Source organism: Kitasatospora sp. NPDC023120 (genome assembly GCF_055560835.1).
The window spans coordinates 287,902-304,866 of sequence record NZ_JBVHHY010000005.1; the positions used below are offsets into that span (position 1 = coordinate 287,902).

The following is a 16,965-nucleotide window of genomic DNA, read 5'->3' on the forward strand; positions in this document are numbered from 1 at the left end:
AATTGCGCCCCGGCACGCCGCCGCAGGGCCTCCGCGCGTGACAGCCGCTTCCTTGTCTGAGCCAATTCCGCCCCCGAAGTCAGGAGTTGCACCGGTCCTCCGCGTCGAAGGACGCCGGCACGCGCGCTCCGGGTTCCAGCGAGTGCCGGAGCGCCGCCACCGCGTCGCGCTCCAACCCGCCCAGGGCGTCGGCGAGTTCCTCCGCCACGTCCTGCGCGATCTCCCGCGCCACCGCCTCCGCCGCCGTACGCGGCCCCAGCTTGTTGCCGGGGGCCGCCGCGCGGGCGGGGGTGAGCAGCGCCGACGCCAGGACCAGCAGCCAGGCCGGCACCCCGACCGCGCCCGCCGGCGGGGCAGGTACGGGCGGGCGCCGCCGTAGCGCTCGTCCTCGGCGAAGGCCTGCTGCTTCACCTTCACCAGCGGACGCGCCACCACTCGTCGTTCTCGGACACGGACGGGATCCTCACCGCCCCACCCGGCCGCCCGGAACCGGGATTCCGAGGCGGCGCGAGGCCGGCTCCCGTCACCGGTGCGGGACGGGTACCCCGGCGGCGCGGAGTCTGGCCTCGGTCAGCTCGGTGAGCCGGGCCGCGACCGGCGCCTGGTCGCCGCGGTGGTTGTTGATCAGCCGGTACTGGGCGGTGGCCCTGCGCCAGGCCCGCAGGCCGGCGGGGCTCCCCAGCAGGGCGGGGTTGGCGAGGAAGCGGTCGGCCATGGCGGTCGCGAGTTCCTCGATCCGCGGGTCGTCCGGCTCCCAGGTCTCGGCTTCCCGGCCGCGTTTGGTCAGCTCGACGTACTCGGGGTCGTCGAGGCAGCGTTCGAGCTGGGCCAGGAAGGCGTCGAAGCCCTCCGGCACCATCGCCCGGGCCAGGACCAGGGCCTCGCGCTGCGCGGCCACGTAGTCGGGGGCGAAGCCGAGACCGGGCATCCGGTCCAGGACCGCGCAGGCGCGTTCGGGTAGCAGGGCCCGGTCGCCCTCGGCGAGCCGGTGCAGCATGTCGCGGCGCGCGCTCAACTCCGCGATCCGGTCGGTCAGTCGCTGCCCGACGTCGGCGAGTGCGGCAGCGAACTCCTCGGCGTCGGCGTCCAGCAGGGGCGCGATCTCGGCCAGCGGCACGCCGGCGGCAGCCAGCGTCCTGACCTGCACCAGCCGCAGCAACTCCGCGGACCCGTAGCGCCGGTAGCCGGAGCCGTCGCGTCGCGGCTCCTCGACCAGCCCGTGCCGGTGGTAGTGCCGCACCGTCTTCACCGTGACGCCGAGGAAGGCCGCCGCCTGCCCGATCGTGACTCCGCTCGCCATCCGCTCAGCCTCACTCGTGCTCGCCATCCGCCCATCCTGCCTCGGGCGCGGACCCGGGCGCGGACCCGGCCGCGGACCCGGGCGCGGACCCAGGCGCCGGCTCGGACTCGGGCGCGGGCGCCGACTCGACCTGCCCGCCACCGAAAACCGCGCTGACGAGCCGCTGTTGGGCGCGCTGGAAGGCCGGCGCGACGGACATGTCGGCGTCGTCCACGTAGGTCAGCCCGGCGGTCAGGGTCGTGCCGCCGCCGGGGCTGCCGTACATCAGTGCCGCCGAGCCGATGGTGGCACCGTTGTGGTGGTAGACGGTGCCGCCGCCCGGGCCCAGGTCCTGCGCGAACACGCCCAGCCCGTAGCCGATCGTCGCCTCCGGCGTGCGCATCTCGGCCAGCAGTCCGGACGGCAGGAGCCTGCCGCCCATCAGCGCGGAGAAGTAGGTGTGCAGGTCCCGGGTGGTCGAGATCATGTCGCCGCCGGCCGCGACCCAGGTGGGGTTGTGGCGGGTGATGTCGACCGTCCGCTCCCGCCCGGCGTCCTGGTAGCGGTAGTAGCCGTGGTTGTGGGGCTCAGGGAGCTCCGGCGAGGCGCCCGGCGCCACGGTGCCGCTCAGCCCCAGCGGGTCGAGGACCAGCCGTCGCAGCTCCTCGGCGAACGTACGGCCGGTGACCGCCTCGATCACCAGCCGGGCCAGGACGTAGTTGGTGTTGGAGTAGCTCCAGCCCTCGCCCGGCGCGAACCGGGCCGGCTTGGACAGCGACAGCCGGACCAGTTCCTCGGGCGGGTAGGTGCGGAACCGGTTCTCCACCCACTCCTTGCCCCGCCACGGGACCCCGGGCACGACCGTGCCGTCCTCGAGGAGCTCGCCGGTGTGGCTGAAGACGCCGCTGGTGTGCTGCAGCAGCATCCGCACGGTGATCCGCCGGTCCAGCCCGAGCGGGGGCAGGTGGTCGGCGGCCGGGGCGTCCAGGCCGATCCGGCCCTCGGCCACCAACAGGAGCACCACCGTCGCCACAAAGCTCTTGGTGGAGCTGCCGACCCGGAAGTGCCCGTCGGCCAACGCCCCGGCACGCGAGCCCAGCTCGCGCGCCCCCGCGCTGCCGACCCACTCCCCCCGCTCGTCGTTCACCCGCAACTGCACCCCGAGGAAGCCGGACGCGACGATCTCCTCGATCGCCTCCCGCAGCTCCGGGCGGTCCTGGCGGTCCTGGCTCCGGTCGGCGTCGTGGCGGTCCTGGTTCCGGTCGGTGGGGATGGTGCTGGACATGGCGCTCCTCCGAGTCCCTTGCGCCCGCTCCGCTGTCGGGCCGCTGCGCCGAGTCTCCACCCCGCCCCCGGGTCAACCTCAACCGTGATCCGGCTCACAGCCCCACGGCCCGCCACCGCCACCACCAGGACCAGCCTCAGACGCCCCACTCCGACCGCAGGCGCGCGAACGCCTCGTGGAACCCCGGGAAGGTCTTCCGCACGCACCCCGGGTCGTCGTAGGTGATCCCCGGCGTACGCAGCGAGGTGACGGCGAAGGACATCACGATCCGGTGGTCGGCGTGCGTGACGATCTCGACCGGGCGCGGGGTGCCGGGGTGGATCTCGATCCAGTCCTCGCCGGTCGCCACCGTGATGCCCATCGCGCGCAGGTTGGCGGCACAGGCCTCCAGCCGGTCGCACTCCTTGACCCGGGTGTTGTGGACGTCCTCGATCCGCACCGGCCCGGAGGCGAAGGGCGCGATCGCCGCGAGGGTGGGCACGGTGTCGGAGATGTCCCGCATGTTGACGGTGAGACCGTTCAGCGTGCCGTCGCCCGCGACCGTCGTACGGTCGCTCCCGACGTCCACCCGGACGCCCATCCGCCGCAGCACGTCCACGAAGCGCAGGTCGCCCTGGAGGGCGTCGCGGCCGAGGCCGGGGACGGTGACCTCGCGGCCGGCGACGGCCGCGGCGGCGAAGAAGTAGCTCGCGGTGGAGGCGTCCGGCTCGACGGCGTACTCCGCCGCCCGGTAGCCCCCGGAGGGCACGTCGAAGACCTCGCCGTGCGGCGTCCGCTCCCGCTTCACCTCAACCCCGAAGGACCGCATCATCGCGAGGGTGATGCCGATGTAGGGGGCCGAGACCAGCCGGGTGACGGTGATCCGCAGGCCGTCGCGGGTGAGCGGGCCGAGCAGCAGCAGCGCGGTCAGGTACTGCGAGGACTCCCCGGCGTCCAGGGCGAGTTCACCGCCGCGGACGCCGTCGGCGACGACCGTCAGCGGGTGGTGCCCCTCGGCCTCCTCGTGCCGCAGGTCAACGCCCAGCTCGCGCAGCGCGCGGGTCAGCGGGGCGACCGGGCGGCGGCGCATCTGCGCGGAGGCGTCGAAGCGGTAGGTGCCGCGGCCGGCGGCGACGAGGGCGGGCAGGAAGCGGGCGGTGGTGGCGCCGTCCCGGCAGTACACCTCGGCCGTCTCCGCGGCGGGCCCGGTCGGGCGTCCCGTCACCCGCCACCGGTCGGCGGACCGCTCGACCTCGTACCCGAGCGCGGCCAGACCCTGCGCGAAGCCCTCGGTGTCGTCCGAGGCCAGCGGCCGGTGCAGGGTGGTCGCGCCGTCGGCGGCGGCGGCCAGGAACAGCGCCCGGGCGGTGATGGACTTGGACCCCGGGATCTCGACGGCAGTCACGGCAGGCTCTCCCAACACAGGTGTGTCCGACAGGTGCGTCCAGCGACGTCGGGCCGATCCTGCCGCACCGGCCCCCTGCCGTTCCCGACCTTCCACGGACTGGACGACGACGGCCCGGCGAGCTCCTGAGGCCCGGCAGCGCTCCGGAGCGCAACGACGGACTCCGCAGGCTCAGCAGCGCCCCCAGAGCCCGACCAGGTGCGCGTGCAGGACCTCCTCCGCCTCCTCCGCCGTCCGGTGCCCGATCAGTACGTGCGCGGTGAGCCCGTCCGCGAGGGCCAGCAGCGTCCGGGCCTCGGTCCGCGCCTCCAGCGCTCCGCCGGAGGCCTCCGCGACCAGCCGCACCATCAGCTCCTCCAGCGCCGCGTAGCTGCTGCGCAGCGTCTGCGCGAGCGCCGGGTTCACGGCGGCCCCGGCGACGAAGGCGAGCCAGATCCTGGCCTCGGCCCGGTGCTCCTCGCGCAGTAGCGCCACCTCCCCTGCCACCAGGCCGAGTTCACTGGCGGCGGACTGCGCAGGGCCCGCGCCCAGCCGGCTGCGTACCCGCTCGGTGACCCGCTCGCCGATGTGCGCGAGGGCGAACCGCAGCATCTCGTCCTTGGTGCGGAAGCAGCGCTGGACGGCGCCCATCGAGACCTCGGCGCGGGTGGCGACGTCCCGCAGGGTGACGCCCTCCAGCCCGTGCTCGTCCACGAGCAGGCAGACGGCGTCGGCGATCAGCCGGCGCCGGCTCTCGTGGTCCACCTGCTTCGGCATGTCCGACCTCCTCGTGGCCGGGTCTTCCCGGCCCACCGCATTTATTCGATGCAAGCGTATCGCTTCCCGGTCTATGGTTCCGATGCAACCGCATCGGAACCAGCCCGAGGAGACCCCCATGCCCCTGTGGAGCAGGACCGCCACCGAACTCGCCGCCGCCGTCCGTACGGGCGAGGTCTCGGCCCTCGACGTGGTCGACAGCCACCTCGACCGGATCGCCGAGGTCAACCCGCAGTTGAACGCCGTCACCCAGCTCCTCGCCGACCGCGCCCGCGAGGCCGCCCGCGACGCCGACCGCCGCCGGGCCGCGGGCGAGGAGCCGGGCCCGCTCGCGGGCGTGCCGTTCACCGTGAAGGAGTGCACCCCCATCGCGGGCGTGCCCACCACCTTCGGCACCCCGCACTTCCGCGACCACGTCGCGCCCGTCGACGCCGTCCCGGTGGCCCGGCTGCGCGCGGCGGGGGCGATCCCGATCGGCCACAGCAACATGCCGACGCTGATCCTCGCCGGAATGCACACCGCCAGCGAGCTGTACGGCGACACCCGCAACCCCTGGGACCCGAGCCGCACCCCCGGCGGCACCAGCGGCGGCGACGGCGTCGCGGTCGCCGCCGGGATGGCCCCGCTCGGGCTCGGCAACGACTCCGGCGGCTCGGCCCGGATCCCGGCCACCTTCTGCGGCGTCGCCGCCCTCAAGCCGACCACCGGCCGCTTCCCCGCCGACCAGCGCCTGATCGGCCCGGACGACCCCGGCCCGGCCTCCCAAGTCCTGGTCACCGACGGCCCGTTGGCCCGTACGGTCGCCGACCTCCAGCTCGCGTACGAGACCCTGGCCGGCACCGACCCCCGTGACCCGCGCGCCGTCCCGGTCCCGCTGTACGGCGAGACGTTCGGGACGCCACTCGATGGCCCGATCCGGGTCGCCGTCGTCGCCGACCCGGGCGGCCTCGGCGTCCACCCCACCGTCCGCCAGGCCGTCGCCCGAGCTGCCGACGCCCTGCGCGACGCCGGGTACGACGTCCGGGAGGTCCCCGACGTCCCGCGGCTGGAGGAGGCGCTCGACACCTACCACCGCCTCACCGGCACCGAGTTCGCCCCGAACTGGCCCGCCGTACGGCAGCTGCTGGGCGAGGGCGGCGACCGCTACATCGAGCTGACGATGCGCAGCGCCCCGCCCGCCGACGCCGCCGGGCTGATCCGGCTGATGAGCAGCTGGATGAACATCCGCCGCTCCTGGGCGGAGTTCCTGCACGAGTACCCGCTGCTGCTGGGCCCGGTCTTCACCGAGCCGCCGGTCGAGCCCGGCCTGGAGTCGCGGGACCAGGCGGGCCGCGACCGCGTGGCCTCGGCGATGCGCCTCTGCTCGGTGACCAGCTTCGTCGGCGTCCCCGCCGTCGCCGTCCCGACCGGGCTCGCGCCCGACGGTCTGCCCACCGGAGTCCAGCTCGTCGGACGGGCCTTCCGCGAGGACCTGTGCCTGGCCGCCGCCCAGGCCGTCGAGGACCGCCTCGGCGTGCTCACCCCGATCGACCCGAGGCCGTAGCGGAGGCCGTAGCGGAGGCTGGCCGCTGGCTCGCCGCCCGCACGTCCAGCGCCCCGGAACGCCTCGTCCACCTGGCAGTCCGGGCACGCCCTCGGCCCGAATATGCAGGTCGGTCTACTGATTCCCAGTAGGCAGTGTGCGCAGAAAGTCGGCCAGCCCGACTTCCTGCGCACAGGCCGGGGCTCGCCAACGCCCCACCCCGGAAGAAATATGCAGACCGGTCTACCGATTCCTCACTCCAGCGCCGCCAACGCTGCACGAGAAGTCGACCCGGTCGACTTCTTGCGCATAGGCCGGGGCTCGCCAACGCCTCACCCTGAAGGAAATATGCAGACCGGTCTACCGATTCCGCGCCGCAGCACCCGCATTGCACGAGAAGTCGGCCCGGTCGACTTCCTGCGCACGACCTCGGCTGGACGCCTCCCGGTCGGGCCCTCCCCGCCGCTAGGCGACCTGCAGCCCTGGCACGACCAGTCCCGACTCGTACGCGATCACGACCGCGTGCGTCCGGTTCTGCGCGCCGAGCTTGGTCAGTACGTTCCCGACGTGCGTCTTGACCGTCTCCAGGCTCACCGCCAGCGACTCCGCGATCTCCGGGTTGGACGCCCCGGTCGCCATCAGCCGCAGCACCTCCTCCTCCCGCCCGGTCAGCGCCGCCCGGGGCAGCGCCTCCGCCGAGTCGAGCGGACGGGCCGCCACCATCCGGCGCAGCGCGGCCGGGAAGAGGATCGCCTCCCCCGCCGCCGCGACCCGCACCGCCTCGGCGATCTGCGGGACCGGCCGCCGCTTCAGCACGAAGCCGCTCGCCCCGGCGCTGAGCGCGGCGGTCACGTAGTCGTCGTTCTCGAAGGTGGTGATCACCACCACCTTCGGCGGTTCGGCGCTCGCGCCCAGCAGTTCGCGGGTCGCCTCGATCCCGTTGCGGCGCGGCATCCGTACGTCCATCAGCACGACGTCCGGGCACAGCCGTCGGACCTGCTCGACCACCTCGATCCCGTCCGCCGCCTGCCCCACCACGGCGATGCCCGGCTGGGCGCCCAGCAAGGTGCTCAGCCCGCTGCGGGTCACGGGGTCGTCGTCCGCGATGAGGACGGTGACGGGGGCATCCGGGCTGCTCACGCCGACAACCGTACCGGCAGCCGGACCGCCAGCCGCCAGTGCTGCGGCTCTCCGTGGGAGCCCTGCAGACCCGCCTCGAACTCGCCGTGCAGCAGCCGCACCCGCTCGGCGAGGCCGGTCAGTCCGTGCCCGGAAGTCGGGAAGCCGCTCGGACCGGACTTGATCCCGTTGACCACGCCCAGCTCCAGACCGTCGTCCGCGACCACCACCCGCAGCTCGATCGGACCGCCGGCCCCGTGCCGCAGCGCGTTGGTCAGCCCCTCCTGCAGAATCCGGTAGGCGGCGCGGGACTGCGCGCCCTGCACCTGCGCCGGGTCGCCGAGGATCTCCGTCTCCACGACCGCGCCCGCGTGCCGCAGCCGGTCCAGCAGTTCGGGCAGGTCGGCGAGGGTCCGGGTCGGCGCGGTGCCCGCCTCCTCCTCCCGCAACACACCCAGCACGTAGTCGAGGTCCTCCAGCGCCGCCCGCGCCGACTCCTCGATGCTCCGCATGGCGGCCCGGGCGGCTGTCGGGTCCGCGGCGAGCACCTCACCCGCGACGGCGGCCTGGATGGTGGCGGCGGTCAGCGTGTGCCCGATCGAGTCGTGCAACTCCTGTGCGAGCCTGTTGCGTTCGGCCAGCACCCGCTCCCGCTCGGCCGCCACCGCGAGCCGCTCCGTCGCCGACGGCCCCAGCAGCCGCGGCGCCAGCCACCGCAGTGCCCCCGACACCGCCGCGAACAGCACCACCGCCGCCACCAGGCAGACCGCCGCCACCACCGCACGCCAGCCCGCGGTCAGTTCCTCGGACCACCCGAACAGGCTCAGCCGCGCGTCGCCCTCCGCGTACCGGGTGGGCAGGAACACCCCCATGGTCAGCAGCACACTGCCGCCGAACAGCACCAGCCACCCCGACACCACGTGCAGCACCAGGAACGCCGGCGTCCGCCACCGATCCCCCGCCGTCCCCTTCACCGGATCCGGCAGCACCACCCCGAGCAGCCGCCGCGCACCCCGGACCAGCACCCGTCGCGTGGCACCGGCCAGCCCCACCGCCCCGATCAGCACCACCCAGAGCGTGAGCGACAACACCTCGGGCACCGCGTTCGCAGACGCCTGCATCCCAGCCACGGGCACCAAGGCGACCAGCGCCAACGGCAACCCCGCCAACGCCCCCAGAACGGCGAACAGCACACCCGAATACGTGGAGCCGCGCAGCAGCGGCCGAAGAACCTTGATCATGGTCGCCAGTATTGCCACGCCTCCCACAGCCGACCTCCCCCGATCGAGGGAGCACTCGTGCGAGCACGCGAGGGAGCACGCGAGGCATCCCGCATCAGCGCCACGCCCGCTCGCCCACCTCACAGTGGTAGCAACGCGCGACGACGCCGTCGTGGTTGTACCACTCGTGGTCGCCGCAGTCCCCGCGCCCCTTCCCGGCGAGCCCCCGCTCGACCAGGAACCACGGGAGACGTCTGCGCAGCCGGGTGCGCCACCGGTAACGGCCCGTTCGATTCATCCCGGGAGGTTAGCGCGGCGCCGGGTGACAGCGGCGCCCGGTGACAGCGGCGCCCGGTGACAGCGGCGCCGGACGCCTGGGCCACCGCCGCGCCCGCCCGTCCGGCTGCCCGCCCGTCCGCCCGCCCGGCTGTCCGGTTGTCCGGTTGAGCAGTGCGGGACCGCGGTACGTAACGGTTAGTGACGGTTTGGGGCGCGGGCCCGCCGCCCCCGCCCGCGGGAAAGGAACCCCCCGTGAAGATCCGCACCAGCACCCGGGCACCGACGAACGGCCTGCGCGCCCGAGCGACGTTCGCGCTCGCGGTGGCCGGAGCGGCCGCCGGGCTCGCCGTCCTCCCGGGCTGCGGCAGCCCCGGGCACAGTCCGGCAGCACCGGCTCCCGCCCAGCCCACACCCACGCCCACACCCACACCGTCGTTGAACCCGCCGCCGTCCAACCCGCCGCCGTCCAACCCGCTGGACAACGTCGGCACGGCGGGCAACACCCTCGCCGTGAAGATCGACAACGTCGGCGCGCGGGTCCAGGCGATCCATCAGGGGCTCGCCGAGGCCGACATCGTCTACTGGATCGAGGTCGAGGGCGGCCAGTCCCGGTTCCTCGCCGTGTACGACGCGAACCACCTGCCCGCCCTGGTCGGCCCGGTGCGCTCCGCCCGGCAGACCGACATCCCGCTGCTCCAGCAGTACGGGCATCTCGACTTCGCCTACAGCGGCGCCATCAGCGGGCTCCTCCCGCTCCTCGACGCGGCCGACCTGCGGAACGTCACCCCGTTCACCGACCCCGGCGTGTTCACCAACCGCGCCGTCGACCCCACCTTCGTCGATCCGCACCGGATCCTCACCGCGCACCCCTCGGTGCCCGCCCGCTCCCCCGGCTTCACGTTCGGTGCCGCCCCGGCCGGCGGCAGCGCGCTGGGCGCCATGACCTGGCGCCTGCCGGCCGCGTCCATCAGCGTTCGCTTCGACGGCAGCGCTTACGACGTCGCCGTGGACGGCCGCCCGGCCTGGTCCGGCACCGCGACCGTCGTCGCCCAGCACGTCGGCATCGTTCCCGGCCTGTTCACCGACTTCAACGCCGGGCATCCCGACAACGAGGTGTTCACCCGCACCACCGGCTCCGGGACGGCCGAGGTGCTGCGCGACGGCCGGGTGTGGAGCGTCCGCTGGAGCCGGCCCGATCCCGCGGCGGGCACGTCGTTCACCCTGCCCGACGGCGCGGACGTACCCTTCGCCACCGGTCCCGTGCTGGTGGTGCTGGTGCCCTGAGCACCGGCGGCGACCGGCGACAGCCGCCGCACCGAGCACACAGGAGCCGACCATGGCCACCTCCCCGTTCCCGCGCCGAACCGCCCTCAGCCCGCGGCTGCTGACCGTCTGGCTGCTCAAGGCGGTGACGGCCGCGGCGCTCGCCGTCGACGCCGCGATCCACGCCGACCTGGCCCCCGGCTACGACTACGGCGCCGACCTCACCCAGGGCACCCTGTTCAGGATCGAAGCCGCCGTGGCCTGCCTGGCGGCGCTGCTCGTCCTGCTCGCGACCCACCGGCGCGCGGTGTGGGCGTTCGCCTTCCTCGTGTCGGCCTCCGCGCTCGGGGCCGTACTGCTGTACAGCCACGTCGACGTGGGCACGCTCGGCCCGCTGCCGGACATGTACGAGCCGGCCTGGTTCCCAGAGAAGACCGCCGCCGCGATCGCCGAAGCCGTCGGCACCGCCACCGCGCTCGCCGGCTTCGCGGCCACCCGCCCGGGGCTCCTGACGAGGCTCCGGCGCCCGCTCCGGCACTGAACGCGGCGGGGGCCGGGGGTCGGGCCGGTCAGTCCGGGCGGATCGACCGGCCCTGGGCCCTACTTGGACCGCAGCCCGGCCACGGAGTCCTGCACCTGCTGGGTCAGGCCCGGGGGCAGCGTGCCGTACTTCAGGGACTCGCCCTTCGCCTGGGCCGGTCCGCTGACCGCGTAGGACGCGAAGCTCGCCAGGACGGCGGCGCTCCCGCCCGCCTCGCAGAAGTCGAGGTAGCCGAACCCGACGACGGGATAGCCGTACTTGACGGGCTTCTGGTAGTCGAGCTTGACCGACACCCTGGTGCCCGAGCTCTCCACCGTGCCCGTCGCAGCCATGGTGTTGGCGCTCAGGGTGGTGGGGGAGGCGTCGTAGTCCCCGGCCCGCACCCTGGCCGTCTTGAGGCTCCCAGCGTCCCGCAGCGGGACGAAGCCGATCGACCAGGCGGTGCCGCTGACGTCCACGGGTTGGCTCGATGCGGTCGGACCGCCCCAGGGCTTCAACGCGGTGGACCAGACCGTGCTCGGCTCGGAGTCCCAATCGGCGGGCGCCGCCTTGCCGAGGTACTGGCCGAAGACGAAGCTGGCCCACGACGGATCAGAGGAGGTCTGCACGTCGATCGGGGTGTTGGGCAGCGTCACCGCCGGGTTGAGCGCCTTGATCGCCGGATCGTTCCAGGTCCGGATCCGACCCTTGAAGATCCTGGCGAGCGTCGGGGCGTCGAACAGCAGGTCGGGCGCCCCTGGCACGTTGTAGACGACCGCCACCGGCAGCACCGTGACCGGGAGCTGGGAGATCTGGCCGGAGGGGCAGTGCTTGCCGGACGCGGTGGCCTGACCGTCGGTCATCGCGACGTCGACGGTCGAGGCGTCGAGGTCCCCGTTGGTGAACTGGTCCGCGGCGGTGCCCTTGAACGGCTCCGCCGAGGTCCCGCCGGGGTGGTTCCTGAAGGCGAGCCGGCTGCTCGGGCAGGCCTTGCCGAAGTCCTCGGTCCACTGCTTGACGAGGGCGGTCTCCATTCCGTCCGAACCGATCGTGGCGCTCCCGGCCGGGCCGCAGGTGAGGCCGGCGGCGGCCGTCGACGAGGTGTCATGCTTTCGGTTCTGCCAGGCGATGAAGCCGAGCGTGCCCGCCGCCGCTACCACCACGGCGACCAGCGCCGAGCCGATCAGCACGGACCTGCGGCGGCGGGGGCGCTCCGCGGAGGAGGGCGGAAGGTACGGAGGCACGGTCCGCAGCACCGGGGCGGCCGGCGGCAGGGCCGGGGTCGCGGGGGCCGGGACCACCGTCGGCGTCGGAGCCGGAGCGGGGGTGACCTGGGCCATCGGCGTCGGAGCCTGAGCCGGAGCCTGAGCCGGGGTGACCTGGGCCGTCGGCGTCGGCGTCGGTGCCGGTGCCAGGGCGACCGGCCCCGGAGCCACCGGCCCCGGAATCACCGGCCCCGTCCGCAGCTGGACCGTCCGCTCCCGCACGCCGCCGGCGACCATCCCCAACAGCCGTTCCACCGTGGGTCGTTGATCGGGCTCCTTGGCCAGGCACGCGGCGATCAGCGGACGCAGCTCCGCCGCGAGCCCGGTCAGGTCCGGCTCCTCGTACACGACCCGGAATCCCACCGCGTGCGAGGAGTCCGCGCCGAACGGGCCGCGCCCGGTGGCCGCGAAGGCGAGCACCGATCCCAGGGCGAACACGTCCGTGGCCGAGGTCGCCGTGCCGCTGCGGAACTGCTCGGGCGCCATGAAGGGCGGGGTGCCGACGGCGACCCCGGTGCTGGTCAGCTGGGTCTCGCCGGCCGAGCGGGCGATGCCGAAGTCGATGACGCGCGGGCCGTCCTCGGCGAGCAGGACGTTGCCGGGCTTGAGGTCGCGGTGCACCAGCCCGACGCGGTGGATCTCCCGCAGCGCCTCGGCCAGCCCGGCCGCCAGCCGCCGCACCTCGGACGGGGTCAGCGGTCCCTGCCCGGAGACCCGCTCGCCCAGGGACGGACCGGCGATGAAGAGCGTCGCCAGCCAGGGCGCCGGGGCGTCGGCGTCCGCGTCGAGCACGGGTGCGGTGAACGCGCCGCTGACCTTGCGCGCGGCCGTGACCTCCTGCCGGAACCGGGCCCGGAACTCGGCGTCCGCGGCCAGCTCGGGCCGGATCACCTTCACCGCCACCTGACGGCCGGACACCGACCGGGCACGGTAGACCACGCCCATCCCGCCCGCGCCGAGCCTGCCCTCCAGGAGGTACCCGCCGATTTCCCGCGGATCGTTCTCCAACAAGGTCACGTACCGAACCCTCCCCAGGCGTGGACGGCCGACCCGGCCGCGCGACCGGCCCAGCCTAGTCGGGCACCCGTTCGACGGCGGAGCCGACCGGTGCCGCACAAAACAAAGCGGCCGGTCGATCCGAAGATCGACCGGCCGTTCGCTGTGCGCGAGGGGGGAGTTGAACCCCCACGCCCTTTCGGGCACTGGAACCTGAATCCAGCGCGTCTGCCTATTCCGCCACCCGCGCATCTGGGTGATGGGTTAACTATAGACCATCCGGAGGGGTGCCTCCGACCACCCCCTCGCGGCCCCTGTTCACCCTCCGATCATCCGCGCGGATCGGATCGGGCGCACAGGCGGGAGAGGCGGGTGGGGGCGGGGTCGATGACGGCAGGCCTTGAGGCACTGGATGCCGTTCTGGAGAAGGCGCCCCGGGTACGGCTGACGGAATCCGGCGGGCACTCGGCGGACGGCGAGGTCGTGGTCGACCTCGCCGGTACCGGCGAGCGCGGTCGGCTGCGGGCCGCGATGGCGGTGGAAGCGCTGCCCGGCTTCGTGTCCATGCGCTGGGGGGGGACGTGCGGTGCGAGTTCCTCGACTCTCGCGGCATGGTCGCGCCGCCCGCACCCACCGCCTGACGCATGGGAAAGCCCCCTACCGGACGCGACGGACGGGGCTACCCTGACGGTATGGTTGCGAACTACACAGACCAAGTAGCCACCGACGAACCGGAGTTCATCAGCGCCCCGGCCCTGGTCCTCCGCTCCCTCGCCGCCGACCCGGACCGGCACGCCATCACCACCGCCGACGGCACCGTGATCACCGCCGGCGACTTCGCCTCCGCCACCTACCGCCTCGCGCACGAGCTGCTCGCCCGGGGCGCGGCCCGCGGCACCACCGTGACCCTGCTGACCGGCAACACCGCAGAGGCGCTGAGCGCCCGCTACGCGGCGGGGCTCGCGGGGGCGCGGGTGGTGAGCCTGTACGACGGCATGAGCGCGCCGACCCTCGCCGGGATCACCGCGAGCGTCGACACCGCCGTCCTGCTCGTGGACGCCGAACGGTACGACGTGGCTGCCGCGTTGCTGCCGTTGGTCGACGTGCCGACCGTCCTCACCCTCGGCCCGGGCCCCGACGCCGACTCGATCGGCGAGGACGTCATCGCCGAGGACGTCATCGGCGAGGACGTCCTCGCCGCCTCCGCCCGCCATCCCGCCGAGCCGCCCGCCGTCCGGATCCGCCCGGACGACGACCACGGCATCCGCCACACCGGTGGCACCACCGGCATCCCGAAGGGCATCCGCAGCCTGCACGGCCCGTACCGCGGCGCCTTGGACTTCCCGTACGGCAGCGCTGCCCCGGACGCCGAGCCGCCGCGCTTCCTCGCCGCCACCTCCCTCGCCCACCTCGCGGGTTTTTTCTGTGACCTGACGCTCCACCACGGCGGTTCGGTGGTCATCCAGCGCTCCTTCGACGCCGGCGAGGTGCTGGCGGCGATCGAGCGCGAACGCATCACCGACCTGTGGGTCCTTCCGCCGCTGCTCTACCAGCTGCTGGACCACCCGGCGATCGGCAGCACCGACCTGTCCAGCCTGCGCCGGATCTCGTACGGGGGCTGCGCCGCATCGCCGTCCCGGGTGCGCGAGGCGATCAAGGTGTTCGGGCCGATCCTGCTGAGCGGCTACGGGCAGTCGGAGGCGCAGAACATCGCGATGCTCGCCCCGCACGAGCACGACCGGATCGGGCACGGCGGCCAGCTGTCCGTCGGCCGGCCCCTCCCGGGTGTCGAGGTGGAGATCCGCGCCGAGGACGGCACCGGGCTGCCGACCGGCGAGCAGGGGCAGATCCACGTCCGCTCGGCCGGCGTCATGGCCGGGTACTGGAAGCGGCCCGGCCTCACCGCCGAGGTGCTGCAGGACGGTTGGCTGAACACCGGCGACATCGGCTACCTCGACGCGGACGGCTACCTCTATCTCGCCGACCGGCTCAAGGACAAGATCATCGTGGTCGGCGGGCACGTCTACCCCGCCGAGGTGGAGGAACTGCTGCTCACCCATCCGGCGATCGCCCAGTGCGCGGTCTACGGGGTGCGCGACGCCCAAGAGGCGGAGCACGTCCACGTCGCCGTCGTCCCCGTACCCGGGCAGCTGCCCGAACTGGAGGACATCCGCGCGTTCGTCACCGCCCACAAGGGCCGGATCTACGCACCGGAAGCCCTTCGGGTCCTGGCCGAGATCCCGCTGACGGCGGTCGGCAAGCCGGACAAGAAGCTGCTGCGCGCCCACGCGGGCTGACCACAGCCGGGGTGGCGTACCCGTCGGGGCAGCCCCCGACGGGTACGCCATCATGGCGCCATGGCAGATGAAACGATCACCGCTCGCACCATCGCCGACCGTCACCTCGACCAGGTGGCGGCACACGACCCGCTGGACGCCGCCTGGTTGGGCCTGCACCCGGGCGACGACCGGCAGGTGGACCTCTCCCCGGAAGGATTCGAGGCGCTCGCCGACATCGCCCGCCGCACCCTCACCGCCCTCGACGGCCTCCCCGCCTCCGCCTCGACCGACCCCGCCGACCTGACCTGCGCCCGGCTGCTCCGCGAACGCCTCACCGCCGAGCTGGCCGTGCACGACTCCGGCGAGAACTTCCGGCAGCTGCGCAACATCGGCGCGCACGTCCACCACGTCCGCGACATCTTCACCTACATGCCGACCGACACCGACGACGACTGGGCCACGGTCGCCGGCCGGATGCGCAACGTGCCCGCCGCACTCGACGGGTACCGCGTCACCCTCACCGAAGGGATGAGCCGACGGCTGCTCGTCGCACCCCGCCAGGCCGCCGCGGTCATCGACCAGCTCACCGCCTGGACCGGCGAGGAGACCCCGGGCTCCGGCTGGTTCGCCGACTTCGTCGCCCCGGGCCCCGAGCGGCTGCGCGGCGAACTGGACACCGCCGCCCTGCGAGCCACCGCCGCCGTCGCCGAGTTCCGCGACTGGCTGCGCGACACCTACGCACCCGCCACCGTCGACACCCCGGACGCCGTCGGCCGGGAGCGCTACCGGACCGCCGTCCGCCACCACACCGGCGCCGACGTCGACCTGGACGAGGCCTACGCCTGGGCCTGGAGCGAGTTCCACCGGACCGCCGCCGAGATGCGCACCGAAGCCGAACGCGTCCTGCCCGGCGCTGGAACGCCGGCGGCGATGCGGCACCTGGAGGAGCAGGGCCCCATGGTCGAGGGCGAGGAGGCGATCCGCGACTGGCTGCAGTCGATCATGGACCGGGCGATCACCGCGCTCGACGGCACCCACTTCGACATCTCCGGACCGCTGCGCCGGGTGGAGTCCCGGATCGCCCCGGCGGGCAGCGCCGCCTCGCCGTACTACTCCGGCCCCAGCCTGGACTTCAGCCGCCCCGGCCGCACCTACTTCCCCACCCTCGGGCGGGACGCCTTCCCGACCTGGCAGCTCGTCAGTATCTGGCACCACGAGGGCGTTCCCGGCCACCACCTGCAACTCGCCCAGTGGGTCGCGCTCGCCGACGAGCTCAGCCGCTACCAGACCACCCTCGGCATGGTCAGCGCCAACGTCGAGGGCTGGGCGCTGTACGCGGAACGGCTCATGGACGAACTGGGCTTCCTCGACGACCCCGCCCACCGGCTCGGCTTCCTCGACGAGCAGATGCTGCGCACCATCCGTGTGATCATCGACATCGGCATGCACCTGGACCTGGCCATCCCCGCGGACTCGGGCTTCCACCCCGGCGAGCGCTGGACCCCCGAACTCGCCACGGAGTTCATGGCCGCCCACAACGGCAGCCCCGCCGAGATGCGCGACAGCGAGATCGTCCGCTACCTCGGCTGGCCCGGCCAGGCCATCGGCTACAAGCTCGGCGAACGCGCCTGGCTCCAGGGCCGCGAAGCCGCCCGCCGCCGCCAGGGCGCCGCGTTCGACCTCAAGACCTGGCACATGAAGGCCCTCGCCCAGGGCTCCCTCGGCCTGGACGACCTGGTCGACCGGCTCGCCGCCCTGTAGCAACCGCTGCCCACCGTCCACAGGAACCCCGCCGAAC

At 73.8% G+C, this 16,965-nt stretch carries 14 protein-coding genes and 1 tRNA gene; 5 read left to right on the forward strand and 10 right to left on the reverse strand.

Annotated features, from left to right (window positions below; translation table 11 throughout):
* Positions 1-79: 79 nt before the first annotated feature.
* The 5 genes from ACZ3TI_RS10105 to ACZ3TI_RS10125 all read right to left on the reverse strand — a co-directional run bounded on the left by ACZ3TI_RS10105 (position 80) and on the right by ACZ3TI_RS10125 (position 4,704).
* Positions 80-331: a hypothetical protein gene (locus ACZ3TI_RS10105; protein WP_465725352.1), complete on the reverse strand. Its 252-nt coding sequence runs from the start codon at positions 329-331 to the stop codon at positions 80-82.
* Between the two features lie 192 nt (positions 332-523).
* Complete coding sequence (locus ACZ3TI_RS10110) at positions 524-1,327, reverse strand: MerR family transcriptional regulator (protein WP_465725353.1); 804 nt, start codon at positions 1,325-1,327, stop codon at positions 524-526.
* The gene (locus tag ACZ3TI_RS10115; protein ID WP_465725355.1) at positions 1,311-2,564 is read right to left on the reverse strand and encodes a serine hydrolase domain-containing protein; all 1,254 of its coding nucleotides are present in this window, start codon (positions 2,562-2,564) and stop codon (positions 1,311-1,313) included. Before ACZ3TI_RS10115 ends, ACZ3TI_RS10110 begins: the two co-directional genes overlap by 17 nt.
* Positions 2,565-2,700: 136 nt before the next feature.
* Positions 2,701-3,948, reverse strand: coding sequence for a 3-phosphoshikimate 1-carboxyvinyltransferase (gene aroA, locus ACZ3TI_RS10120; RefSeq protein ID WP_465725357.1), 1,248 nt, complete (start codon positions 3,946-3,948; stop codon positions 2,701-2,703).
* A 171-nt stretch (positions 3,949-4,119) separates the two neighbouring features.
* Complete coding sequence (locus ACZ3TI_RS10125; RefSeq protein WP_465725359.1) at positions 4,120-4,704, reverse strand: TetR/AcrR family transcriptional regulator; 585 nt, start codon at positions 4,702-4,704, stop codon at positions 4,120-4,122.
* 118 nt (positions 4,705-4,822) lie between these two features.
* On the opposite strand from ACZ3TI_RS10125, the gene ACZ3TI_RS10130 reads away from it, so the two are divergent.
* Complete coding sequence (locus ACZ3TI_RS10130) at positions 4,823-6,247, forward strand: amidase (RefSeq protein ID WP_465725361.1); 1,425 nt, start codon at positions 4,823-4,825, stop codon at positions 6,245-6,247.
* Positions 6,248-6,691: 444 nt separating this feature from the next.
* On the opposite strand, the gene ACZ3TI_RS10135 is transcribed toward ACZ3TI_RS10130, so the two are convergent.
* From ACZ3TI_RS10135 to ACZ3TI_RS10145, 3 genes are all read right to left on the reverse strand, one after another.
* Positions 6,692-7,366: a response regulator transcription factor gene (locus tag ACZ3TI_RS10135; protein WP_465725363.1), complete on the reverse strand. Its 675-nt coding sequence runs from the start codon at positions 7,364-7,366 to the stop codon at positions 6,692-6,694.
* Positions 7,363-8,586, reverse strand: coding sequence for a sensor histidine kinase (locus ACZ3TI_RS10140; protein WP_465725365.1), 1,224 nt, complete (start codon positions 8,584-8,586; stop codon positions 7,363-7,365). Before ACZ3TI_RS10140 ends, ACZ3TI_RS10135 begins: the two co-directional genes overlap by 4 nt.
* 94 nt (positions 8,587-8,680) lie before the next feature.
* The gene (locus ACZ3TI_RS10145) at positions 8,681-8,863 is read right to left on the reverse strand and encodes a hypothetical protein (protein WP_465725367.1); all 183 of its coding nucleotides are present in this window, start codon (positions 8,861-8,863) and stop codon (positions 8,681-8,683) included.
* Between the two features lie 233 nt (positions 8,864-9,096).
* On the opposite strand from ACZ3TI_RS10145, the gene ACZ3TI_RS10150 reads away from it, so the two are divergent.
* Entirely contained in the window at positions 9,097-10,128 is a 1,032-nt protein-coding gene (locus ACZ3TI_RS10150) for a DUF3048 domain-containing protein (RefSeq protein ID WP_465725369.1), read from the forward strand.
* A 52-nt stretch (positions 10,129-10,180) separates the two neighbouring features.
* Positions 10,181-10,648 carry a hypothetical protein gene (locus ACZ3TI_RS10155; protein WP_465725371.1) on the forward strand — a complete coding sequence of 156 codons (468 nt, stop codon included), beginning with the start codon at positions 10,181-10,183 and terminating at the stop codon, positions 10,646-10,648.
* A gap of 59 nt (positions 10,649-10,707) precedes the next feature.
* On the opposite strand, the gene ACZ3TI_RS10160 is transcribed toward ACZ3TI_RS10155, so the two are convergent.
* Together ACZ3TI_RS10160 and ACZ3TI_RS10165 are read right to left on the reverse strand one after the other, a co-directional pair.
* On the reverse strand, positions 10,708-12,909 hold the full coding sequence (locus ACZ3TI_RS10160; protein ID WP_465725372.1) for a serine/threonine-protein kinase: 2,202 nt from the start codon (positions 12,907-12,909) through the stop codon (positions 10,708-10,710).
* Positions 12,910-13,054: 145 nt separating this feature from the next.
* Positions 13,055-13,138 (reverse strand) — tRNA-Leu (locus ACZ3TI_RS10165).
* Positions 13,139-13,580: 442 nt separating this feature from the next.
* On the opposite strand from ACZ3TI_RS10165, the gene ACZ3TI_RS10170 reads away from it, so the two are divergent.
* Both ACZ3TI_RS10170 and ACZ3TI_RS10175 read left to right on the forward strand, forming a co-directional pair.
* Entirely contained in the window at positions 13,581-15,185 is a 1,605-nt protein-coding gene (locus tag ACZ3TI_RS10170; protein WP_465725374.1) for an AMP-binding protein, read from the forward strand.
* Positions 15,186-15,245: 60 nt separating this feature from the next.
* Positions 15,246-16,928: a DUF885 domain-containing protein gene (locus ACZ3TI_RS10175; RefSeq protein WP_465725376.1), complete on the forward strand. Its 1,683-nt coding sequence runs from the start codon at positions 15,246-15,248 to the stop codon at positions 16,926-16,928.
* Positions 16,929-16,965: the final 37 nt, after the last annotated feature.

Excerpts from the sequence above, each read along its gene's own strand:
- ACZ3TI_RS10110 (WP_465725353.1), bottom strand. The coding sequence starts at position 1,327 with ATGGCGAGCACGAGTGAGGCTGAGCGGATGGCGAGCGGAGTCACGATC.
- ACZ3TI_RS10115 (WP_465725355.1), bottom strand. The coding sequence starts at position 2,564 with ATGTCCAGCACCATCCCCACCGACCGGAACCAGGACCGCCACGACGCC.
- ACZ3TI_RS10125 (WP_465725359.1), bottom strand. The coding sequence starts at position 4,704 with ATGCCGAAGCAGGTGGACCACGAGAGCCGGCGCCGGCTGATCGCCGAC.
- ACZ3TI_RS10130 (WP_465725361.1), top strand. The coding sequence starts at position 4,823 with ATGCCCCTGTGGAGCAGGACCGCCACCGAACTCGCCGCCGCCGTCCGT.
- ACZ3TI_RS10140 (WP_465725365.1), bottom strand. The coding sequence starts at position 8,586 with ATGATCAAGGTTCTTCGGCCGCTGCTGCGCGGCTCCACGTATTCGGGT.
- ACZ3TI_RS10145 (WP_465725367.1), bottom strand. The coding sequence starts at position 8,863 with ATGAATCGAACGGGCCGTTACCGGTGGCGCACCCGGCTGCGCAGACGT.
- ACZ3TI_RS10155 (WP_465725371.1), top strand. The coding sequence starts at position 10,181 with ATGGCCACCTCCCCGTTCCCGCGCCGAACCGCCCTCAGCCCGCGGCTG.
- ACZ3TI_RS10170 (WP_465725374.1), top strand. The coding sequence starts at position 13,581 with ATGGTTGCGAACTACACAGACCAAGTAGCCACCGACGAACCGGAGTTC.
- ACZ3TI_RS10175 (WP_465725376.1), top strand. The coding sequence starts at position 15,246 with ATGGCAGATGAAACGATCACCGCTCGCACCATCGCCGACCGTCACCTC.